Source organism: Pseudomonas sp. 05N432 (assembly GCF_056396945.1).
This window is the reverse complement of record NZ_JBFTMM010000008.1, coordinates 106,748-126,521: the sequence shown is the minus strand read 5'-3', so window position 1 is coordinate 126,521 and position 19,774 is coordinate 106,748. Positions and strand designations below refer to the sequence as shown.

The following is a 19,774-nucleotide window of genomic DNA, read 5'->3' as shown; positions in this document are numbered from 1 at the left end:
GTCTCGGCAATCAGGCAGCGGCACGCAGCGGTCTGGCCACCGCCACCCCGCTGGCATCGAATAAGTGGCAGTGTTCGGCGTCCAGATGCAGGCTCAGTTGTTCGCCATAACGGCTCGCCAGATCGCCGCGAATGCGCATGGTCAGCGCTTCACCGGAGGCGGTCAGAACGTGGCAGAAGGTGTCGCTGCCCAGGCGTTCGCTGACGTCGGCGGTGACTTGCAAGGTGCAGTCGCCGGGTAACGCGAGGTTCAGGTGTTCCGGACGAATACCCAGCGTCACCGCGCCGCCAATGCTCAGGTTGGCACCGCTCAGCGGCAATGTGATGCGAGTGCCGGCGTCCAGTAGCACTTCGCAGTTCTGGCGTTCGACACGGGTGACCTTGCCCTTGAGAAAGCCCATTTTCGGGGTGCCGAGAAAGCCTGCGACAAACAGGTTGGCCGGCTGGTGATAGAGCTCCAGCGGCGAGCCGACCTGTTCGATCCGACCACCGTTGAGCACGACGACTTTGTCAGCCAGGGTCATGGCTTCGACCTGGTCGTGGGTCACGTAGATCATCGTTGCTTGCAGTTCTTTATGCAGTCGCGCCAGCTCCAGGCGCATCTGTACCCGCAGGGCGGCGTCGAGGTTGGACAGTGGTTCATCGAACAGGAAGATTTTCGGGTTGCGCACAATCGCCCGGCCGATCGCCACGCGCTGGCGTTGGCCACCGGAGAGCTGTTTCGGCTTGCGTTCGAGCATCGGCCCGAGCTCGAGAATTCGTGCCGCTTCGTTGACCTTTTTCTCTACCTCGGCCTTGTTCACTCCGGCCAGGTCGAGGGCGAAGGACATGTTCTTGCGCACGCTCATGTGCGGGTAGAGGGCATAGGTCTGGAACACCATCGCCAGGTCACGCTTGGCCGGGCTGACTTCGGTGATGTCGCGTCCGTCCAGTTCGATGCTGCCGGCAGTGACTTCTTCCAGCCCGGCGATCAGCCGCAGCAGGGTCGATTTGCCGCAGCCGGACGGGCCGACGAAGACCACGAACTCGCGGTCATTCACTTCAAGGTCGATGCCTTTGATGATGGAAAAGCCTTCGAAACCTTTTTGCAGATTTTTGATTTTCAGGTGGGCCATGACGGGCCTCCACTTTTAATGATTCGAAAGGGGCGTTATTTCACGGCGCCAAAGGACAGGCCGCGGACCAGTTGTTTCTGGCTGATCCAGCCGAAGATCAGGATCGGTGCGCAGGCCAGGGTCGAGACCGCCGACAACTTGGCCCAGAACAACCCTTCGGGACTGGAGTACGAGGCGATCAACGCAGTCAATGGCGCGGCTTTCGACGAGGTGAGGTTCAGTGACCAGAACGCCTCGTTCCAGCACAGGATCAGCGACAGCAACACGGTCGATGCCAGTCCGCCCTTGGCGATCGGCAGCAGCACCCGGACCATTTCCTGCCACAGTGTGGCGCCGTCCAGTCGCGCCGCTTCGAGGATGTCCTTGGGAATGTCCTTGAAGTAGGTGTAAATCATCCAGACCACAATCGGCAGGTTGATCAGCGTGTAGATGATGATCAGCGCGATCCGCGTATCGAGCAGGCCGAAACTCTTGGCTAGCAGGTAGATCGGCATCAGCACGCCCACCGGCGGCAGCATCTTGGTCGAGAGCATCCACAGCAGCGTGCCCTTGGTGCGCTGGGTTTCGTAGAACGCCATCGAGTACGCCGCCGGCACTGCGATCAGCAGGCACAGCGCTGTCGCGCTGAACGAAATCACTACCGAGTTCCAGGCGAAGCTGAAGTAGCCGCTACGCTCGTTGACGTGCAGGTAGTTCTCCAGCGTTGGCGTGAAGATGAACTGCGGCGGCGTGGCGAACGCGTCGATCTCGGTTTTGAAACTGGTCAGCACCATCCAGAAGATCGGGAAGAAAATCAGGATCGCGATGGCCCAGGCCAGGGTGCCCAGCAGCAGGCTTTGCAGGCGGCGGGTTTGTTGAAGAGTCATGGCAGGCCTCAGGCTTTGTCTGTCAGGTTTTTGCCGATCATCCGCACCAGGATGATCGCCGCAATGTTGGCAATCACCACCGCGATCAAGCCACCGGCCGAGGCCATGCCGACGTCGAACTGCACCAGCGCCTGGTTGTAGATCAGGTACGCGAGGTTGGTCGAGGCGTAGCCGGGGCCGCCGTTGGTGGTGGTGAAGATTTCGGCGAACACCGAGAGCAGGAAGATGGTTTCGATCATCACCACCACCGCAATCGGTCGCGCCAGGTGCGGCAGGGTCAGGTGCCAGAAGATCGCGACGGGGCCGGCGCCATCCAGGCGTGCCGCTTCTTTCTGTTCCTGGTCGAGGGATTGCATGGCGGTCATCAGGATCAGGATCGCGAAGGGCAGCCATTGCCACGAGACAATGATGATGATCGACAGCAACGGATAGTGCGCGAGCCAGTCCACCGGTTGCGCGCCGAAGAGCTTCCACACGGCCGCGAGAATCCCCGAGACCGGATGGAAAATCAGGTTCTTCCAGATCAGCGCGCCGACGGTGGGCATGATGAAGAACGGCGAGATCAACATTACTCGCACGATGCCGCGGCCAAGAAACTCACTGGCCTCCAGCAAGGCGCTGATCAATACGCCGAACACCACGCTGATCAGCAGCACGCTGCCGACCAGCAACAAGGTATTGGTGGCGCCCGGCAGGAAGCCCGAATCGGTCAGGAAGTAGCTGAAGTTCTCCAGCCCGACGAACGCGTTGTCGCCGGGGTACAGCAAGTTGTAGCGGATCAGCGAAAAGTACAGGGTCATGCCCAGCGGCACGATCATCCATAGCAGCAACAGCGCCACCGAAGGGCTGACCAGAAACCAGCCCGGGTTGGCCAGCCGGCTTTTACGCAGCGGCGCCGGAATGTCCATTTGTGCTTTGAGAGTCGAGGTATTCATGGCGATCACAACCGATTGAGAACAGGCAAATGAAGATCCAGTGTGGGAGCGAGCTTGCTCCGGGCGGCGATCCGACGATGGCGATTGATCAGCCGACATCGATGTTGAATGTCATGGCCTCATCGCGAGCAGGCTCGCTCCCACAGGGGTTTCCGGGTTACTTGGGATAACCCGCGCGCTTCATTTCACGTTCGGTGGTTTGCTGGGCCGCCGCCAGGGCCTGGTCGACGGTGGTCTGGCCGATCAGCGCGGCGGAGAACAGCTTGCCGACCTGGGTACCAACGGCCTGGAACTCGGGAATGGTCACCAACTGGATGCCGATATAGGGCACCGGCTTGAGGGTCGGTTTGCCCGGATCGGCGACCTTCAGCGATTCCAGCGTGACCTTGGCGAACGGCGCGGCATTCATGTAGGCCGCGCTGTAGGTCGAAGCGCGAGTGCCAGGCGGCACGTTGGCGATACCGTCCTTCTCGGCCACCAGCGCGCCGTACTCTTTGGAGGTGGCCCAGGCACTGAAGGTTTTTGCCGCGTCCTTGGCTTTGGAGCTGGTGGGGATCGCCAGTGCCCAGGAGTACAACCAGGCCGAGCCTTTGTCGGTCACTTGATGGGGCGCGTAGGTGAAGCCGACGTGGTCGCTGACTTTGCTTTGGGTCTTGTCGGTGACGAACGAACCGGCAACGCTGGCGTCGACCCAGATCGCGCACTTGCCGCTGTTGAACAGCGCGAGGTTCTCATTGAAGCCGTTGCTGGAAGCACCCGGCGGGCCGGACTTTTTCATGGTGTCGGCGTAGAAGCTCAGTGCGTTCTTCCACTCGGGACCGCTGAATTCCGGCTGCCACTTCTCATCGAACCAGCGTGCGCCGTAGGCGTTGGCGATGGTGGTGATCAGCGCCATATTCTCGCCCCAGCCGGTCTTGCCGCGCAGGCAGATACCGTACTGTTCCTGGTCGGGTTTGTTGAGTTTGCCAGCGAATTCGCCGATCTGCTCCCAGGTCGGATGCTCGGGCATGGCCAGGCCTGCGTCCTTGAACAGGTCGGTGCGGTAATAGGTCATGGAGCTTTCGGCATAGAACGGCAGGGCGTACAGCGTGCCCTTGACCGACAGGCCTTCACGCACGGAAGGGAAGACGTCGTCGAGCGCGTAACTGGCAGGGAGGTCCTTCATCGGTTCCAGCCAGCCCTTGGCGCCCCACAGTGCAGCTTCGTACATGCCGATGGTCAACACATCGAACTGGCCGCCCTGGGTGGCGATGTCGGTGGTCAGGCGCTGACGCAGGACGTTTTCTTCCAGCACCACCCAATTGAGCTTGATCTCCGGGTGCTCGGCCTCGAAGGTTTTCGAGAGCTTTTGCATGCGGATCATGTCGCTGTTGTTGACGGTGGCAATGGTCAGGGTTTGTGCGCCAAGGCTGACGCTGCTGAGGGTCATGCAGGTGCAGGCAAGCAGAGCTTTTACAGTGGGTTTCATCGCGCACTCCTCTTCTGAGCCCTGGGGGCAGCAGAAGGACAGTTATTGTTTTTGTGTCTTCCGGAGGTAGGAAGAATCTGAGGCTGATTACAGCCCTCAACACACGCGATGACAAATCATTGGTAGCACTTGCACTGATACTATTTTGCACATGGAAAGATCGCAGGCTATGCCAGCTCTTTGTTGGAGTTGGCGCAGCCTGCGATCTTCAATGTCGTCTTACCACAGTTTGACGCTGTAACTGAGGACCAGGCGGTTTTCGTTGGTGTCGCGTTGGTAGTTGCTTTTGCTCATGCCATTGCGCCAGCGGGCGCTGACGTTTTTCAGCGGGCCGCTCTGGATGGTGTAGCCCAGGTCGATGTCACGCTCCCATTCCCGGCCTTCGCCGGCAAATCTTTTGATCTGCGCCTGATCGCCCTTGGCGTAGCGCGTGGAGAACAACAGCCCCGGAATGCCCACGGTAGCAAAGTCAAAATCGTAGCGGGCGTGCCAGGCGCGTTCCCTGGTTTGTGAAAAGTTGCTCAGTTGGTATTCGGTGAACAGGTAGGTGTTGCTGCCGTCGACATACGCAAACGGCGTTTCACCGTACTGCTGCTGGAAGCCACCACCGATGGAGTGTCCGGCAATCGCATACATGAAGCGCGTGCTCAAGGCGCGGTTGTCGACGGTGCCGGCCAGGCCTGCACCGGCGGCGTCGGCGCTGAAATAGCGGATATCGCTTTTCAGGGTGCCGCCGCCCAGCGCCAGGCTGTGCTTGAGACCGACATAGTGCTGCTGATAAATGTCCTCGAGCTGCGCGTAGTAATAGCTACCCGTCAGCGTTGGGTTGAACCGGTAATCAGCGCCGCCAAAACGGAATTCATCGCTTTTTGCCGAGCTCTTGTAAGCGCCGTTCTGGCTGGTCAGCCCCATCTTTTCGTAGTTGGTCGATTCCCGCTGTTTGACCTGATCGATCTGCCCGCCGCGTAAGGTCAGGCCCTTGATGTCGCTCGAGCTGAGCAGGGCGCCTTCGAAGCTCTGCGGCAACACTCGGCTGGTGTTCGGTTGCAACAGCGGCAGGTCGGGCAGCAAATGGCCGACACGCAGCTCGCTCTTGGCAACGCGGGCCTTGGCGGTCAGGCCTACCTTGGAATAGCTGTCGTGGGCACGCCTGGCGTAACTCGGTTTACCCGGTTCGGCTGTGCTTTCTCGGGACAACAAACCGCTGCCGGAGCGATCCGGGCTGGAGTCGAGCTTCAGTCCGAGCATGCCGAGTGCGTCCAGGCCAAAACCGACCGTGCCTTCGGTGTAGCCCGACTGCAGGTTCAGCAGAAATCCCTGGGCCCATTCATCACGCTTGGACTGGCCATTACCTTCGCGGTAGTCGCGGTTGAAGTAGTAGTTTTTCAAGTCCAGCGTGGCCTTGCTGTCCTTGAGGAATTCCGCTTCGGCGGCCATCGGCAGCAGGCTGGTGCCGCCGATCAAGGTCAAGTGCTGCATGAGTCGTGCGTTCATGGTGTTGGCTCCTGTGAGGGCTTGTTGTTTTTTTTGGGGGCATGGCTTCGCCATGGGCGCATTCAGTGGTGTCTGAAAGCGCCCTAGGTGAGGTCAGTAATGACTAAGGCGTGGGCTGCAGGTTTTCGGGTTTTGGTCGCAGCCGGTAACCGCCGCTTGCCAGTTGTTCCAATGGACTGGCCGCTGCCAGCAATTGGCGGGTGTAGGGATGCAAGGGCTTATCGAAGACCGCTTCGCGACTGCCGATTTCCACGATATGGCCCTGGTGCATGACCGCCACTCGATGGGCGATGCGTTCGACGGCCGCCAGGTCATGGGAAATGAACAGGCAGGCAAAGCCGTACTGCGCCTGCAAGCGCTCGAACAGTTCGAGGATCTGTTTCTGGATGGTCATGTCCAGCGCCGAGATCGGTTCGTCGGCGATCACCAGTTGCGGGTGCCGCACCAGCGCTCGGCCGATGGCCACCCGCTGGCGTTGTCCACCCGACAGTTGATGGGGAAAGCGCTCCATGAACGCTTCCGACAAACCGATATCCACCAGCGTGGTGGCGACACGCTGACGTTTTTGCTCCTCGCTCAGCTCCGGCAGATGGCGCAACGGTTCGGCGAGGGTTTCGCCAATGCGCATCCGCGGATCGAGGGACGAGTAGGGGTCTTGAAAGATTATCTGGCATTGCAGCCGATGATCACGCTGACCGGCCTTGAGGATATCGACGCCCTTGAAACGAATCTCGCCGGCACAGGGCTTGACCAGTCCCACCAGTGCGCGGCCCAGTGTGGTTTTACCCGAACCACTGCCGCCGACCAATGCCAGGGTTTCACCGGGTGCGATGCTCAGGTTGGCACTGTGAACGGCGCGCTTGGGTTGCGATTGACCCCAGAACCGCGCCTGACCCGGATGCTCGATGCTGACACCGGTGATTTCCACCAGCGGTTTGTCGGTCGCTGGCAACGCGGCCAGTTCGCCGCGCTTGGGCAACGCTTCGAGCAATTGGCGGGTATAGGCGTGTTGCGGTGCCAACAGGATGTGATTGATCGAACCTTGCTCCACGGCCTGACCGTGGCGCATGACCACCACCTTGTGGGCGTAACGCGCCACCAGCGACAGGTCGTGGCTGATGAACAGGATCGCCGTGCCTTGCTCGCGGGTCAGCTCCAGCATCAGCTCGATCACGTCCAGTTGCGCCAGGCAGTCGAGGGCGGTGGTGGGTTCGTCGGCAATCAGCAACGCCGGGCGCAGCAGCATCACCGAAGCGAGCATGATCCGCTGGCGCATGCCGCCGGAAAACTCATGGGGATAGGCGCTCAGGCAGCGCTCGGGGTCGGTGATGCCGATACGCGTCAGCATGTCCACGCAGCGTTGGCGAATCTGTGCCTTGCCCAGGTCGGTGTGCAGGCGCAGACCTTCGGCCATTTGCTCGCCAATGCGGATGGCCGGGTTGAGCGAAACCATCGGTTCCTGGAACACCATGCCGATTCGCGCACCGCGGATATCACGCAATTGCGCACAGCTCAGCTGATTGAGGTCCTGGCCTTCGAAGCGAATCGCACCGCCACAGACTTCCATCGGCAGTGGCAGCAGGCCAATCGCTGCGCGAGCGGCCATGGTCTTGCCGCTCCCGGATTCGCCCACCAGCGCGACAATCTCGCCAGGTGCGACGGTGAAACTCAGGTCGTTGACCGCCAACGGGCCTTCGGCGCCAGCGCGGATCAGCAGGTGGTCGACTTCAAGCAACAGTTTTTGACTGGGCATGATCAACGGCTCATTCGAGGGTCGAGGCGGTCGCGCAGGGCGTCGCCGAACAGGTTGATGGCGACCAGCGCCAGGGCGATGAACAACCCCGGGAACAGGCCGAGCCAGGTGGCATTGGCAATGTACGGGCGGCTGGCGGCGAGCATGTTGCCCCAGGTCGCTGCGGGTGGCGGAACACCCAGGCCGAGGAAGCTCAAGGCGCTTTCCGACAGCAGCGTCCAGCCGAACATGCTTGTGGCGAGCACGCACAGTGGCGCGACACAGTTGGGGGCGATGTGCCGATACAACGTGTAGAACTCGCTGTTGCCGATGACCCGTGAGGCCTCGATGAACTCGCGTTCTCGCAGCGACAGCACGCTGCCACGTACCACCCGAACCACCGACGGCGTGTAGGCGATGCTCAAGGCCAGAACGATGCCGTACTGGCTGGCCCCGATGATCGCCATCAAGCCCAACGCCATCAGGATGCCAGGGAACGCGAGCAATGCATCGTTGATCATCATTAGCAGGCGATCGGTCCAGCCCCGCAGGTAACCGGCGAGCATGCCGATTACACTGCCGAAAAACAGCGCCAGGCACACCGTCAGCAAGCTGATCCACAAACTGGTGCGCGCACCGATGATCAGGCGGCTGAGCACGTCACGGCCAAACTCGTCGGTGCCTAGCCAATGCAGCGCCGAGGGGGCCTTGAGGCGCGACAGCAGATCGATTTTCAGCGGGTCGTAAGGTGTCCAGAACACACCGACCAGCGCCATGCTGATCAACAACACCAGCAACGTGCCGCCGATCAAGGCGTTTGCCGGTGGCCAGCGCAACGGGCGACGCGCGGGCGTAGCGTTCACGGGAAGCAGGGAGACGGTCATAATTTCACCCTTGGGTCGAAGAGTGGGTAGAGCAGGTCGACCAGCAGGTTGACCGCCACGTAGATGAACGTGATCAGCAGCAGGCAGCCTTGCAGCACGGGGTAGTCGCGAGCGTAGATGGCGTCGACCATCAAGCGACCGATGCCAGGCAGGGTGAACACCGTTTCCAGCACCGCGATGCCGCCCAGCAAATTGCCGAGGATCAGGCCGATCAAGGTCCAGGTCGGCGCAAAGGCATTCGGCAGTGCGTGGCGCCACAGCACCGCGCGTTCCGACAAGCCCTTGGCTCTGGCGTGGGCGATGTATTCCAGCCGCAGCACCTCGATGGTGCTGGCCCGGGCCATCCGGGTAATGGCTCCCAACTCCACCAGCGTCAGGGTGACAATCGGCAGCACCAGATAGGTCACGGCTTCACCGGGGTTCTGGGCGAACGGCACATAACCGAACACGGGCAGCCAATTGAGCTTGATCCCGAACGCGTAGAGCAACAGCAAGCCGAGCCAGAAACTGGGAATCGACAGCAACAGGGTTGCGCCGGTGACCAGCCCGAGGTCCAGCGCGCTGTCCTGTTTCCAGGCCGCGAACAGGCCTGCTGGAACGGCAATCAACGCCGCCAGCAGAACCGCCACCAGCACGATGTTGGCGCTGACCGAGAAACGGTCGAGGATCAACTCGAGCACCGGTTGTTTGCTGGTGATCGACACGCCGAGGTCGCCACTGAGCACCGACTGCAACCAATACACGAACTGCACGCCGATCGAGTGATCCAGCCCCAATGCTGCGCGGGTGCTGGCCAGGCTTTGCGGGTCGGCCATATCGCCGAGCATCAGCAGCGCCGGGTCGCCGGGGATGAAGCGGATCAGCGCGAACACCACCACGGAAATCAGCAGCAAGGTCGGCACCGACAGTGCCAGGCGTTGAGCGATAAATCGCAACATGATCGATCTCCTAGTCGGCCAGTTTCACGCCCCACAGGCGCGGTTTGGCGATGGGCCAGGAGCGGTAACCTTCGACCCGATCCTGAAAGGCACCGACGGTACTGCCGTTGTACATCACCACCATCGGCACATCGGCGAGCATCTGTTGGTGCAACTGATCGAACAGGGCCTGACGCTTGGCCGGTACGATTTCGCGCATGGACTCAAGCATCCAGCCCTGTGCCTGGGGGTTGTCCCAGACCTTGCGGGGTTGCTGGTTTTTGTCGCCCATCACCGACTCGAAGTTCAGCGCCGCGTCGAAGCGCGCTGAATAGGAGAACGCCATGATCTGGTACGCACCGCTCTGGTAGCGCTCCAGTTGCGTGCCCCATTCGAGGGTTTCGATATCGATGTTCAACCCGGCTGCCTGGGCCATGGCCTGGCTCAGTACCGCCATGTCGAACACGCTCTGGTAGCGTTTATTGGTGATGATTTTCAGCGGCTGGCCGTTGTAACCGGCTTCCTTGAGCAGGCGCCTGGCTTCTTCGATGTTGGCTTTGTAGCCCTGTTTTTGAACGGTTTTGTAGTAGGGGCTGGTGTCTGGCACCACCGAGTTGTTGGCGTGGGACGTGCCTTCGGTGAGTGCCTGGACCATTTGTTCGCTGTCCAGCGACAGCGCGATGGCACGCCGAATGCGCACGTCCTTGAGCAGTGGGTCGCGGGTCTGGAACAACAGCGCGTTGAGCGACATGTTGGAGCTGCTGGAGGTCTTGATACCTGGCAAGGCGCCGAGTTCGTGGGCGTCCATCACCGTGACATCCGGCAGCACATCGACGCCTTTGGATTGCAACGCGGCTTTGGCTGAAGCGGCATCAGGGATGACCATGAAGCGCAGGTTATCGATAAACGCCTGCTTGTTGCCGGTGTAGCCGTCGGTGTCTGTCTCCGGACGGGCGCTGTAGTCGGTAAAGCGTTGCAGGTCGACGTATTGCCCCGGTTTCCATTCGACGAGCTTGAACGGTCCGGTGCCGATTGGTGCTTGCCACTTGCCGTTCGCATCGACAGAGGAAGGGTGCAGGATGCCGGTGCCGCCGCAATCGGAACGGGCCATTTGTGCGAGGAACAAGCCATTGGGTTTGTCCAGCGTGAAGACCACGGTCAACGGATCCGGCGCACTGATGTCGGCGACTTTCGCCACCCCGCGGCCATCGAAGTCTGCAAGACAGCGCCATTGGGTTTGCGGGTCAAGATAGCGTTTCCAGGTCCACAGCACGTCGGCGGACGTGAGGGCGGCGCCGTTATGAAACCTCACCCCGTCACGCAGGGTGAATTGGTACTCGAGGCCATCGGCCGACACCTCGACCTTGCTGGCCAGCAGCATGCCGACCGAGGCGTCTTCGCGGTAAGCCACCAGGCCTTCGACAATGTGCAGGATCACCGCGTCGGTGTTTTCGTCGCGATTGACGCCGGGGTCGGTGCTGCGGATATCCGCATTGAGGGCTACCCGCAGAGTGCTGGCGGCTTCGGCGCTGAGACTGCCAAGAACGAAACTGCTGAACCCTAGCGTCAGGGCGATACGAGTGAATGTATGCACGGGAGTGATTCTCCATAGGCGGTTTGCGACGGTGAGAGCCGGCAGGCGTCGCAAACCGTTAGTTGTTTATTGTCATTGTTCTTGTCGTGCCGCCCGCAGGGCAGGGTGTCGCGCGAGTTACTTGAGGTAGCGGTTGATGTCGCCCTCCATGGCCAGCGAATAGGCGCTGAATTCGCGGTTCACGGCCGGCAGCGGTGCGACTTCCATCAGCCCCTTGGCCGGACGCATCACCACCATGGCTACGGTGGCCGACAGGTTGCCGGCCATGTTGGAAAGTGGTGGCCGACACACCGCCCACGGCGTGCCGAAGTCATCGAAGAAGGCTTTTTTCAGGTGCTCGGCGGTCAATTGCCCGGGCGTTTCGCTGAGGATTTGCCGCACACGCACGTCGCGATAGAGGCTTTCCGGAACGCTGTTCAATCCGGCTTCACGCAACTTGCCCAATGCCACCGGGCTCTGCCAATGGTTGGCGTGTACGAGCAACCCCTGTTCGGCCTGAATCGGGAAGACTTCATCCGGGGCGCATTCAAAGTTGATCGCATAGCCGCCAGCGTGACTGAGCATCATGTTGTTGGAGGTGGATTTGGCCGTGGTGGCGACCACCTTGATCGACAGCGCAAAATGCGCAGCCTCCAGCGCCTTGCGTCGAATGAATGGCAGTGGCACGCCGACCTGGGTGTAGTCGCGTTCGGACTCCAGGTAGTTGGCGGTAATCGCGGTGCCGATCGAGTTCAAGCCGTTGCGGGCCAGGCCGCCGGCTTCGGTGAAGGTCAGTACATCCGGGCCGTCTTCGCGCAGGACTTTCAGCACAATGGCGCTCTCGGCGCATTCCGCGCGCCAGTCCCAGTTTTGTCCGTGAATCACTTCGTTGGCGGCCGATGCCGTCGGCAGAATCACCGCGCCAGTGCAGCCATCCGGATCTGGCAGGCGAGCCTTGCGTCGGCCCAGCTGGATGATCTCGGTGCGGGCGTTGATCAGCACGATAGCTTCGAAATCACAGCCTGCACCCTCGGCGATACCGCGCATTTCCTGGGCGTACTCAGGCTCGAATGCTTCGATGCTGGGCACGAACTCATTGGCAAAGCCACGGATGTCGGCCCAGGTGTAACCCATCTTCAGCAGCTGGACAGAGTAGATCTCGATGCTTTTGTGAATGCGCTGACTGACCGCTTGACCGTATTGGAGGCCGCGGTCGAAGGGGGTGCCGCTGATCTCGACGAGAGGGAAAGGGGAGTGGCTCATGGTTGGCAATCTCATGTTTTTTGTTTGTGTTGAGTACAAGAATTGCCGGATATAAACCGACTGTCAATGCGTTTTGGTGGCGGATAAAACCTTGCTGTAGGAATCCTACAGCGGGCTATCGGCTGCGTTATGTGCGCAAAGCCCCTGTTTGTCGGTGTTGTAGCGATGTTTAAAACGTGTCGCCTGCCTTGTTGTTTATATGCTGTGTATTTAGCTTTCGTAAAAATCGGAAAGGTCCTGCTTTTTGTGCGTGCGAGTGATGAAGGACGTTGCCCTGTAGCGCATTGCGCTAAAAACACCGGGCTGTGATGATTTGGCGGTTGTCCGCAGCGTTCCAGTCACGCTAATGTCGCCTGACCCAGGCGCAGGAAGACGATGCGCGCAGGGATGCACACTCATTGTTTGATCGAGGATGGAAATGGAATCCGCAGAAATCCTGGTACTACAGGCCAGCTATACCAACCCGATACATGCCGAAGCGATCAGTCTGGTTCTGAATCAATACGCTGAAGACCCGATGGGCGGTGGCACGCCGTTATCGGCCGATGTCTTGCAGCAGTTGCCCGGCGAGCTGGCCAAGCGACCCCATGCATTCAGTGTCCTGGCGTTCGTTCACGGGGAGCCTGCCGGGCTGGTGAATTGCTTCGAAGGTTTCTCGACCTTTGCTTGCCGTCCACTGGTCAATGTCCATGACGTAATGGTGGTCGGAAAATTTCGCGGGCTGGGCCTGAGCCAGAAAATGCTGCAAAAGGTCGAGGATATTGCTCGTCAGCGCGGCTGCTGCAAAATCACTCTGGAAGTGCTGGAAGGCAACGCGGTTGCACAGGGTTCCTATAGCAAGTTCGGGTTTTCGGCGGGGATGTTCGATCCCGCTCATGGCCGGATGTTGTTCTGGATCAAGTCGCTTTAAACAAGAAGGGCGCCTCTGGGGGGGCGTGCACATCAATGCTGCGCAGAAAGCGGGGGGCTGGAACCAGCCCCCGAAGAGATTACGGCTTGATGGTTGAGGCGCTGACAGCCGCAGCCTTGGGTTTCATCAGGCTGAAGTCGATCAGCGCTTTCTGTTCGCGCTCATAAGGGTTGCCGATCAACAGCGGGCGCGGTTTGAAGCTGTCGCTGACCAGGCTCTTGCTGCGGTCCAGTTCATCGAAACTCAAGCCTGCAAGGTCTGCCCAGGTGTGGATCAGCTGCGAACTGCTGTAAGGCCGTTGCAGGTCCGCGGCAAAGCTCCAGTCGTGGGTTTCTCGCCATTTCGGCGAAGCCCAGGCGATGAACGGAATCGTGTACATCGGCGCAGTCGGTTTAGCTTCGTTACGACCCAGCGTGGTGTGACCTGCGGAGTCGAAGACATCTTCGCCGTGGTCGGAGAGGTACAGCAGGAAGCCGTTTGGATCGGTCTTGGCGTAGTCCTTGATCAGGCTCGAGACCACGAAGTCGTTGTACAACACCGCATTGTCGTAGCTGTTGTAGGTCGGCAACTGGTCATCGCGGATACCGGCCGGTACACCCTGACGATCGTTGAATTTGTCGAACGTCGGCGGATAACGGTACTGGTAACTCATGTGCGTGCCGAGCAAGTGCACGACGATGAGCTTGCGCGGAGCGCTGTCGGCCAGGGCCTTGGCGAACGGTTCCAGCACATCGCCATCGTACTGGCGGGCGTTCTGATTGCGGTTGTTGTTCAGGTAGACCTGTTCATCAGCCTGCTCGGAGAACGTCGTGAGCATGGTGTTGCGCTTGGTCATGGTCTGCTGGTTGGTGATCCAGAAAGTCTTGTAGCCCGCCTGTTTCATCACGCTGACCAGTGATGGCGTCTTCAGGTACAGGTCCGGATTTTCTTCATCGGCAAAGGTCAGAACCTGTTGCAGCGCTTCGATGGTGTAAGGGCGCGGGGTAACGACGTTGTCGAAAACCGCCAGTTGATCCTTGAGCTTGTCGAGTTCCGGCGTGGTTTCACGCGGGTAGCCATACAGGCTCATGCGCTGACGGTTGGTCGATTCGCCAATCACCAGCACCAGGGTTGCGGGCTGGTTTGCCATCGCATCCTTGAAGTTGTGCAGCGGCGGGATCTGACTGGCGTTGTCGAGCATGCCTTGCATGCTGCCGAGCGTTTCACGGTAGCGACGATAGGCAACCATCATCTGCCACGGCACCGCTGGCTCGACTCGGGTTTCGAACTTTTCGAGGCCGCTGGCGAAGCTGCCGGTACGTGCCGTCTGCTTGATCAGCGGATAACCGATAATGGCGACCAGAATGGCAGTCGCAGCCAGCAGGGCTTTGCCACGAGACAGGTAAACCGGGCGCAGACGCGTCCACAGCAATACCGTGACGGCGGTGTGCGCCAGGAAGGCCAGGACCATCCACCAGGCGAAATACTGAGTCATGTACTCGCCAGCTTCCGACACGTTCGATTCGAACATGATGAAGATGACGCTTTGCGAGAATTCCTGCTGATAGATAAAGAAGTAACCCAGGCTCGCCATCGAGCAGGCCCAGAGCACGACACCGATCACCGCCGCCAGCAGGCGCGTACGCGCCGGGAACAGTAGCATCGGTGCCAGCCAGATGGCGCTCATGATGAAGGCCTGGCGGAAACCGGCGAAACCCGCGGTGTCGGACAAGAGGATGAGGAGTTGGGTGATGCCGGAGAAATACCAGAAGAACAGGAAAAGCCAGCCAAGTCCTACCCAATCGAAACCTTTCGCAGACGTATTGCTGCGTTTAAACATCGCCATTCAGCGTTCCATCCGATTAATTACTGCGGATACTGGAGCATTTCCAGACACCAACAATTGCACCGCTCACAAAGTGAGCGGCTATAACCGATGAATTATCATCAGGCAGATGTGAAAAAAATGTGAGTTTTGTTCAGCTAGCTGACAGCTTGAGTAGTGGCTGCTGTTCGATTTCAGCGCGTTACCGGCTGTGCAGGCAGTTGTGCCTGGGCAAGCAACAGGCGCAATTGCGCGACCTGGTCGAGCAGTTGATCGCGTTCGGCTTTGAGCTGGCGCAATTCGTCACGACGAATAGTGACGTAGAGGGTCTGTGGAGGCAGTGCGTTTACTACGGTGCCCATTGCTCACCTCGCAAATGGCGTGTCACATCTGTGGTTGGATTGCTCTGGAGCCACGGCCGAACCACTGTCGGCACCGATTCTGGTTTCTTTTTGTTATTTATGGAACTTTTTTATTTTTCACGGTCCCTGTGTCTTCGCCAACGTTTTGGACGTTATCCCTATAGCTCGGGCAAATCGTCCGGAAACTATGTTGCAGCGCTCTGGACTAACCTTAATCAGGTTCATTGCGCTATAACCTTGGCACACCTTTATTTGTAGTAAGGAGCATCAGCACATGCAACTGGGGATTATCGGACTGGGCCGCATGGGCGGCAACATTGCGCGGCGCCTGATGCTCAATGGGCACACCACTGTGGTCTATGACCGTAACACCGCGTTTGTCGACACCCTGAGTGAAGAGGGCGCCACTGGCGTTGCGGACTTGCCGGCACTGGTCGCGGCACTGGATAAACCCCGAGCGGTCTGGGTCATGCTGCCAGCAGGCGCGCCGACCGAAGAAACCATCGACACCCTGAGCCAGTTGCTGGACGCCGGCGATGTGATCATCGATGGTGGCAACACCTTCTATAAGGATGACATTCGCCGCGCGAAAACCCTGTCGGAAAAGGGCCTGAAGTACATCGATGTCGGCACCTCCGGCGGAGTCTGGGGGCTGGAGCGCGGTTACTGCATGATGATCGGTGGTGACGCTGACGTGGTTGATCGCCTCGACCCGCTGTTCGACGCACTGGCGCCAGGCCTGGGTGATATCCCGCGGACCAAGGACCGGGTGGCCGAAGATGATCGTGCCGAGCGTGGCTACATTCATGCTGGCCCAGCTGGTTCCGGGCACTTTGTGAAGATGATTCACAACGGCATCGAATACGGGATGATGCAGGCATTTGCCGAAGGCTTCGACATCCTCAAGACCAAAGCCTCGGAGAACCTGCCGGAAGATCAGCGCTTTGATCTGAACGTGGCCGATATTGCCGAAGTCTGGCGTCGTGGCAGCGTCGTCTCGTCCTGGTTGCTGGACCTGACGGCCGATGCCTTGGCCAGCGATCCGAAACTCGATGGCTACTCCGGTGCCGTGGCTGACAGCGGTGAAGGTCGCTGGACCATCGAAGCGGCCATGGAGCAATCGGTTCCAGTGCCGGTATTGTCCAACTCGCTGTTTGCCCGTTTCCGTTCGCGCCAGCAAAGCACTTATGGCGACAAGCTGCTGTCGGCCATGCGCTTCGGCTTTGGCGGCCATGTCGAGACGCCGAAAAAATGACCTCGATCCGCAAGAAATCCAAGGCACACCCCGCACCACCCACCACGCTGTTCCTGTTCGGTGCTCACGGCGACCTGGTGAAGCGCTTGCTGATGCCGGCGCTGTACAACCTCAGTCGTGACGGTTTGCTCGGCGATGGATTGCGGATCGTCGGTGTCGACCACAATGCGATCAGCGACGCGGACTTCGCCAAAAAGCTTGAAGACTTCATTCGCGTCGAGGCGGCCAACAAGGTCGGCCATGACTCTCTGGACCCAGTGCTCTGGGCCAAACTGGCCAAGGGCATCAGCTATGTCCAGGGCGATTTTCTCGACGACAGCACCTATCAGGCGCTCGGCGCAAAGATCGCCGAGGGCGGTACCGGCAACGCGGTGTTCTATCTGGCCACTGCGCCGCGCTTTTTCAGTGAAGTGGTGCGTCGCCTGGGCTCGTCCGGGCTGCTGGAGGAGGGCGACGACGCCTTCCGCCGGGTCGTGGTCGAAAAACCCTTCGGCTCCGACCTGCACACCGCCGAAGCCTTGAACGCGTGCTTGCTCAAGGTCATGACGGAGAAACAGATTTACCGGATCGACCATTATCTGGGCAAGGAGACCGTACAGAACATATTGGTCAGCCGGTTCTCCAACAGCCTGTTTGAAGCGTTCTGGAACAACCATTACATCGACCACGTACAAATCACCGCGGCAGAAACCGTTGGCGTCGAAACCCGTGGCAGTTTTTATGAACACACGGGCGCACTGCGCGATATGGTGCCCAATCACCTGTTCCAGCTGCTGGCGATGGTCGCGATGGAACCGCCGGCGGCCTTCGGCGCCGACGCGGTGCGCGGTGAAAAGGCCAAGGTGGTGGGGGCGATTCGTCCCTGGTCTACTGAAGAGGCGCGGGCCAACTCGGTACGCGGTCAGTATGTCGCCGGTGAAATTGCCGGAAAGCCGTTGGCCGGTTACCGCGAAGAACCCAATGTCGCGCCAGACAGTACGACGGAAACCTTCGTTGCGCTCAAGGTGATGATCGACAACTGGCGTTGGGTCGGCGTGCCGTTCTACCTGCGCACCGGCAAGCGCATGAGCGTACGCGACACCGAAATCGCCATCTGCTTCAAGCCCGCACCCTACGCGCAGTTTCGCGACACCGAAGTCGATGAGCTACAACCGACTTACCTCAGGATCCAGATTCAGCCCAATGAAGGGATGTGGTTCGACCTGCTGGCCAAGCGTCCCGGGCCGGCACTGAACATGGCTAACATAGAGCTGGGTTTTGCCTACAAGGACTACTTCGAGATGCAGCCGTCCACTGGGTATGAAACCTTGATCTACGACTGCCTGACCGGTGATCAAACGCTGTTTCAGCGCGCTGACAATATCGAAAATGGCTGGCGTGCGGTTCAGCCGTTCCTCGATGCCTGGAAAGAGGACGCCAGTGTGCAGACCTACGCTGCGGGCGAAAATGGCCCAACGGCTGCCGATGAGTTACTGACCCGCGACGGTCGCGTCTGGCACAGCCTCGGCTAAGCCAGGCATTCATTTACACAAAACCCTGTGGGAGCGAGCCTGCTCGCGATAGCGGACTGTCAGTCAACTCAGATGTTGCCTGACACACCGTCATCGCGAGCAGGCTCGCTCCCACAGGGTAAGTGTTACAACCAGTAGCTCACCGCGTACCAGCCCAGCACGCCCATCACCACGGTGTACGGCAACGCCATCCAGACCATGCGCCCGTAAGACAGCCGAATCAGCGGGGCGATTGCCGAGGTCAGCAAAAACAGAAACGCCGCCTGACCATTGGGGGTTGCCACGCTGGGCAGGTTGGTGCCGGTATTGATGGCAATCGCCAGCGTTTCGAAATGCTCGCGGCTCATATGGCCGGAGATGAATGCCTGTTTCACCTCGGTGATGTAGATCGTCGCCACGAACACGTTATCGCTGATGGCCGACAACACGCCATTGGCGATAAACAACATGCCCGGTTGCTGATCTGCCGGCAGGGACAGCACCCACTGGATCAACGGCGTGAACAGTTGCTGATCGTGAATCACAGCCACAACGGCGAAGAACACCACCAGCAAGGCGGTAAACGGCATCGCATCCTTGAAGGCATTGCCGATCCGATGCTCTTCGGTAATGCCGGTGAACGCAGTGATCAAGACGATCACCATCAACCCGATCAGTCCGACCTCGGCAATGTGAAACGCCAACCCGGCAATCAGAATCAGTGCAGCCGCGCCTTGTACCAGCAGTGCTGCGCGTTGGCGGGCGGTGCGTTCGGCGTTGTCCTGTGCCGCATAGTTGGCCAGCACCACGCGAACGTTGTCTGGCAGTAAGGTGCCATAACCAAACCAGCGCAGTTTCTCCAGCAACACACAGGTCACCAGGCCTGCCACCAATACTGGCAGCGAGACCGGGGCGACCTTCAGGAAGAAGTCTGCAAAGTGCCAACCCATTTCATGGCCGATCAGCAGGTTCTGCGGTTCACCCACCAAGGTGCAGACACCACCGAGCGCGGTGCCCACTGCGCCGTGCATCAACAGACTGCGCAGGAATGAACGGAACTGTTCAAGGTCTTCGTGATGCAGGACCGGCAGGCTCTGATCGTCGCTGAATTCGCTGTCCTGCCGTGGATCGTTGCCCGACGCCACGCGGTGATAGACCGAGTAAAACCCCACGGCCGCACTGATGATCACGGCGGTCACCGTCAAGGCGTCGAGAAACGCCGACAGAAACGCCGAGAGAAAACAGAACATCAGCCCCAGCAGTGCCTTGGAGCGAACCCCAAGCAACAGCCGCGAAAACAGGAACAGCAGCAGGTCTTTCATGAAGTAAATGCCCGCCACCATGAACATCAGCAGCAGGATCACCGGAAAGTTATGCAGCAGCTCGTCATACAGCGCTTCGGGTGTGGTCATGCGCAGCAGCAGCGCTTCGACCATCAACAGACCGCCCGGCATCAGCGGGTAGCATTTGAGTGCCATGGCCAGGGTGAAAATGAACTCAGCCACCAGCAACCAGCCAGCCGCTACCGGACCTACGGTCCACAGCACCAGCGGGTTGAAAATCAGGAAGGCGAGAATGCTCGCCTTGTACCAGCGCGGTGAATGCCCAAGGAAATTGTGCGCAAACGCCTGGGCCATTGAACCGGACATCAGTTGCTCCTTCTATCAAGAAGCGCGCAACTTGCCGTAACGGTCCCGGAAGATCAAG

General features: G+C 59.6%; 16 protein-coding genes. 3 read left to right on the top strand and 13 right to left on the bottom strand.

Features of this window, described 5'->3' with window-relative positions; genetic code table 11:
• Positions 1–10: 10 nt before the first annotated feature.
• The 10 genes from AC1DHT_RS10815 to AC1DHT_RS10770 all read right to left on the bottom strand — a co-directional run bounded on the left by AC1DHT_RS10815 (position 11) and on the right by AC1DHT_RS10770 (position 12,246).
• Positions 11–1,114: an ABC transporter ATP-binding protein gene (locus AC1DHT_RS10815; protein WP_427539953.1), complete on the bottom strand. Its 1,104-nt coding sequence runs from the start codon at positions 1,112–1,114 to the stop codon at positions 11–13.
• A gap of 35 nt (positions 1,115–1,149) precedes the next feature.
• Positions 1,150–1,980 (bottom strand): carbohydrate ABC transporter permease, encoded by an 831-nt coding sequence (locus AC1DHT_RS10810; protein WP_054597530.1) that lies wholly within the window; start codon positions 1,978–1,980, stop codon positions 1,150–1,152.
• Positions 1,981–1,988: 8 nt separating this feature from the next.
• Positions 1,989–2,915 carry a carbohydrate ABC transporter permease gene (locus AC1DHT_RS10805; protein WP_427539956.1) on the bottom strand — a complete coding sequence of 309 codons (927 nt, stop codon included), beginning with the start codon at positions 2,913–2,915 and terminating at the stop codon, positions 1,989–1,991.
• A gap of 157 nt (positions 2,916–3,072) precedes the next feature.
• A complete protein-coding gene (locus AC1DHT_RS10800) occupies positions 3,073–4,383 on the bottom strand; it encodes an ABC transporter substrate-binding protein (protein WP_427539959.1) in 1,311 nt (436 codons plus the stop codon).
• Positions 4,384–4,602: 219 nt separating this feature from the next.
• Complete coding sequence (locus tag AC1DHT_RS10795; RefSeq protein ID WP_427539962.1) at positions 4,603–5,877, bottom strand: OprD family porin; 1,275 nt, start codon at positions 5,875–5,877, stop codon at positions 4,603–4,605.
• A gap of 103 nt (positions 5,878–5,980) precedes the next feature.
• Complete coding sequence (locus AC1DHT_RS10790; RefSeq protein ID WP_427539965.1) at positions 5,981–7,630, bottom strand: ABC transporter ATP-binding protein; 1,650 nt, start codon at positions 7,628–7,630, stop codon at positions 5,981–5,983.
• Between the two features lie 2 nt (positions 7,631–7,632).
• Positions 7,633–8,493, bottom strand: a complete 861-nt coding sequence (locus AC1DHT_RS10785; RefSeq protein WP_427539968.1) for an ABC transporter permease — start codon at positions 8,491–8,493, stop codon at positions 7,633–7,635.
• Positions 8,490–9,431: an ABC transporter permease gene (locus AC1DHT_RS10780; RefSeq protein ID WP_427539971.1), complete on the bottom strand. Its 942-nt coding sequence runs from the start codon at positions 9,429–9,431 to the stop codon at positions 8,490–8,492. The genes AC1DHT_RS10785 and AC1DHT_RS10780 overlap by 4 nt, the downstream gene beginning before the upstream one ends.
• A 10-nt stretch (positions 9,432–9,441) precedes the next feature.
• Positions 9,442–11,004: an ABC transporter substrate-binding protein gene (locus tag AC1DHT_RS10775; RefSeq protein ID WP_427539974.1), complete on the bottom strand. Its 1,563-nt coding sequence runs from the start codon at positions 11,002–11,004 to the stop codon at positions 9,442–9,444.
• Positions 11,005–11,121: 117 nt separating this feature from the next.
• On the bottom strand, positions 11,122–12,246 hold the full coding sequence (locus AC1DHT_RS10770; protein WP_427539977.1) for a C45 family autoproteolytic acyltransferase/hydolase: 1,125 nt from the start codon (positions 12,244–12,246) through the stop codon (positions 11,122–11,124).
• Positions 12,247–12,664: 418 nt separating this feature from the next.
• Here AC1DHT_RS10770 and AC1DHT_RS10765 point away from each other — a divergent pair, with 418 nt between their 5' ends.
• On the top strand, positions 12,665–13,156 hold the full coding sequence (locus AC1DHT_RS10765) for a GNAT family N-acetyltransferase (protein WP_427527964.1): 492 nt from the start codon (positions 12,665–12,667) through the stop codon (positions 13,154–13,156).
• A 79-nt stretch (positions 13,157–13,235) separates the two neighbouring features.
• Here AC1DHT_RS10765 and AC1DHT_RS10760 read toward each other — a convergent pair whose 3' ends face one another.
• Both AC1DHT_RS10760 and AC1DHT_RS10755 read right to left on the bottom strand, forming a co-directional pair.
• Positions 13,236–14,981, bottom strand: a complete 1,746-nt coding sequence (locus AC1DHT_RS10760; protein WP_427539980.1) for a phosphoethanolamine transferase CptA — start codon at positions 14,979–14,981, stop codon at positions 13,236–13,238.
• 173 nt (positions 14,982–15,154) lie between these two features.
• Positions 15,155–15,322 carry a DUF6026 family protein gene (locus AC1DHT_RS10755; protein WP_427539983.1) on the bottom strand — a complete coding sequence of 56 codons (168 nt, stop codon included), beginning with the start codon at positions 15,320–15,322 and terminating at the stop codon, positions 15,155–15,157.
• A 250-nt stretch (positions 15,323–15,572) separates the two neighbouring features.
• On the opposite strand from AC1DHT_RS10755, the gene gnd reads away from it, so the two are divergent.
• Together gnd and zwf are read left to right on the top strand one after the other, a co-directional pair.
• A complete protein-coding gene (gnd, locus tag AC1DHT_RS10750; protein WP_367880664.1) occupies positions 15,573–16,577 on the top strand; it encodes a phosphogluconate dehydrogenase (NAD(+)-dependent, decarboxylating) in 1,005 nt (334 codons plus the stop codon).
• The gene (zwf, locus tag AC1DHT_RS10745) at positions 16,574–18,088 is read left to right on the top strand and encodes a glucose-6-phosphate dehydrogenase (protein WP_427539986.1); all 1,515 of its coding nucleotides are present in this window, start codon (positions 16,574–16,576) and stop codon (positions 18,086–18,088) included. Before gnd ends, zwf begins: the two co-directional genes overlap by 4 nt.
• A 125-nt stretch (positions 18,089–18,213) precedes the next feature.
• On the opposite strand, the gene nhaB is transcribed toward zwf, so the two are convergent.
• Positions 18,214–19,716 (bottom strand): sodium/proton antiporter NhaB, encoded by a 1,503-nt coding sequence (nhaB, locus tag AC1DHT_RS10740; RefSeq protein WP_427539989.1) that lies wholly within the window; start codon positions 19,714–19,716, stop codon positions 18,214–18,216.
• Between the last annotated feature and the right edge of the window lie 58 nt (positions 19,717–19,774).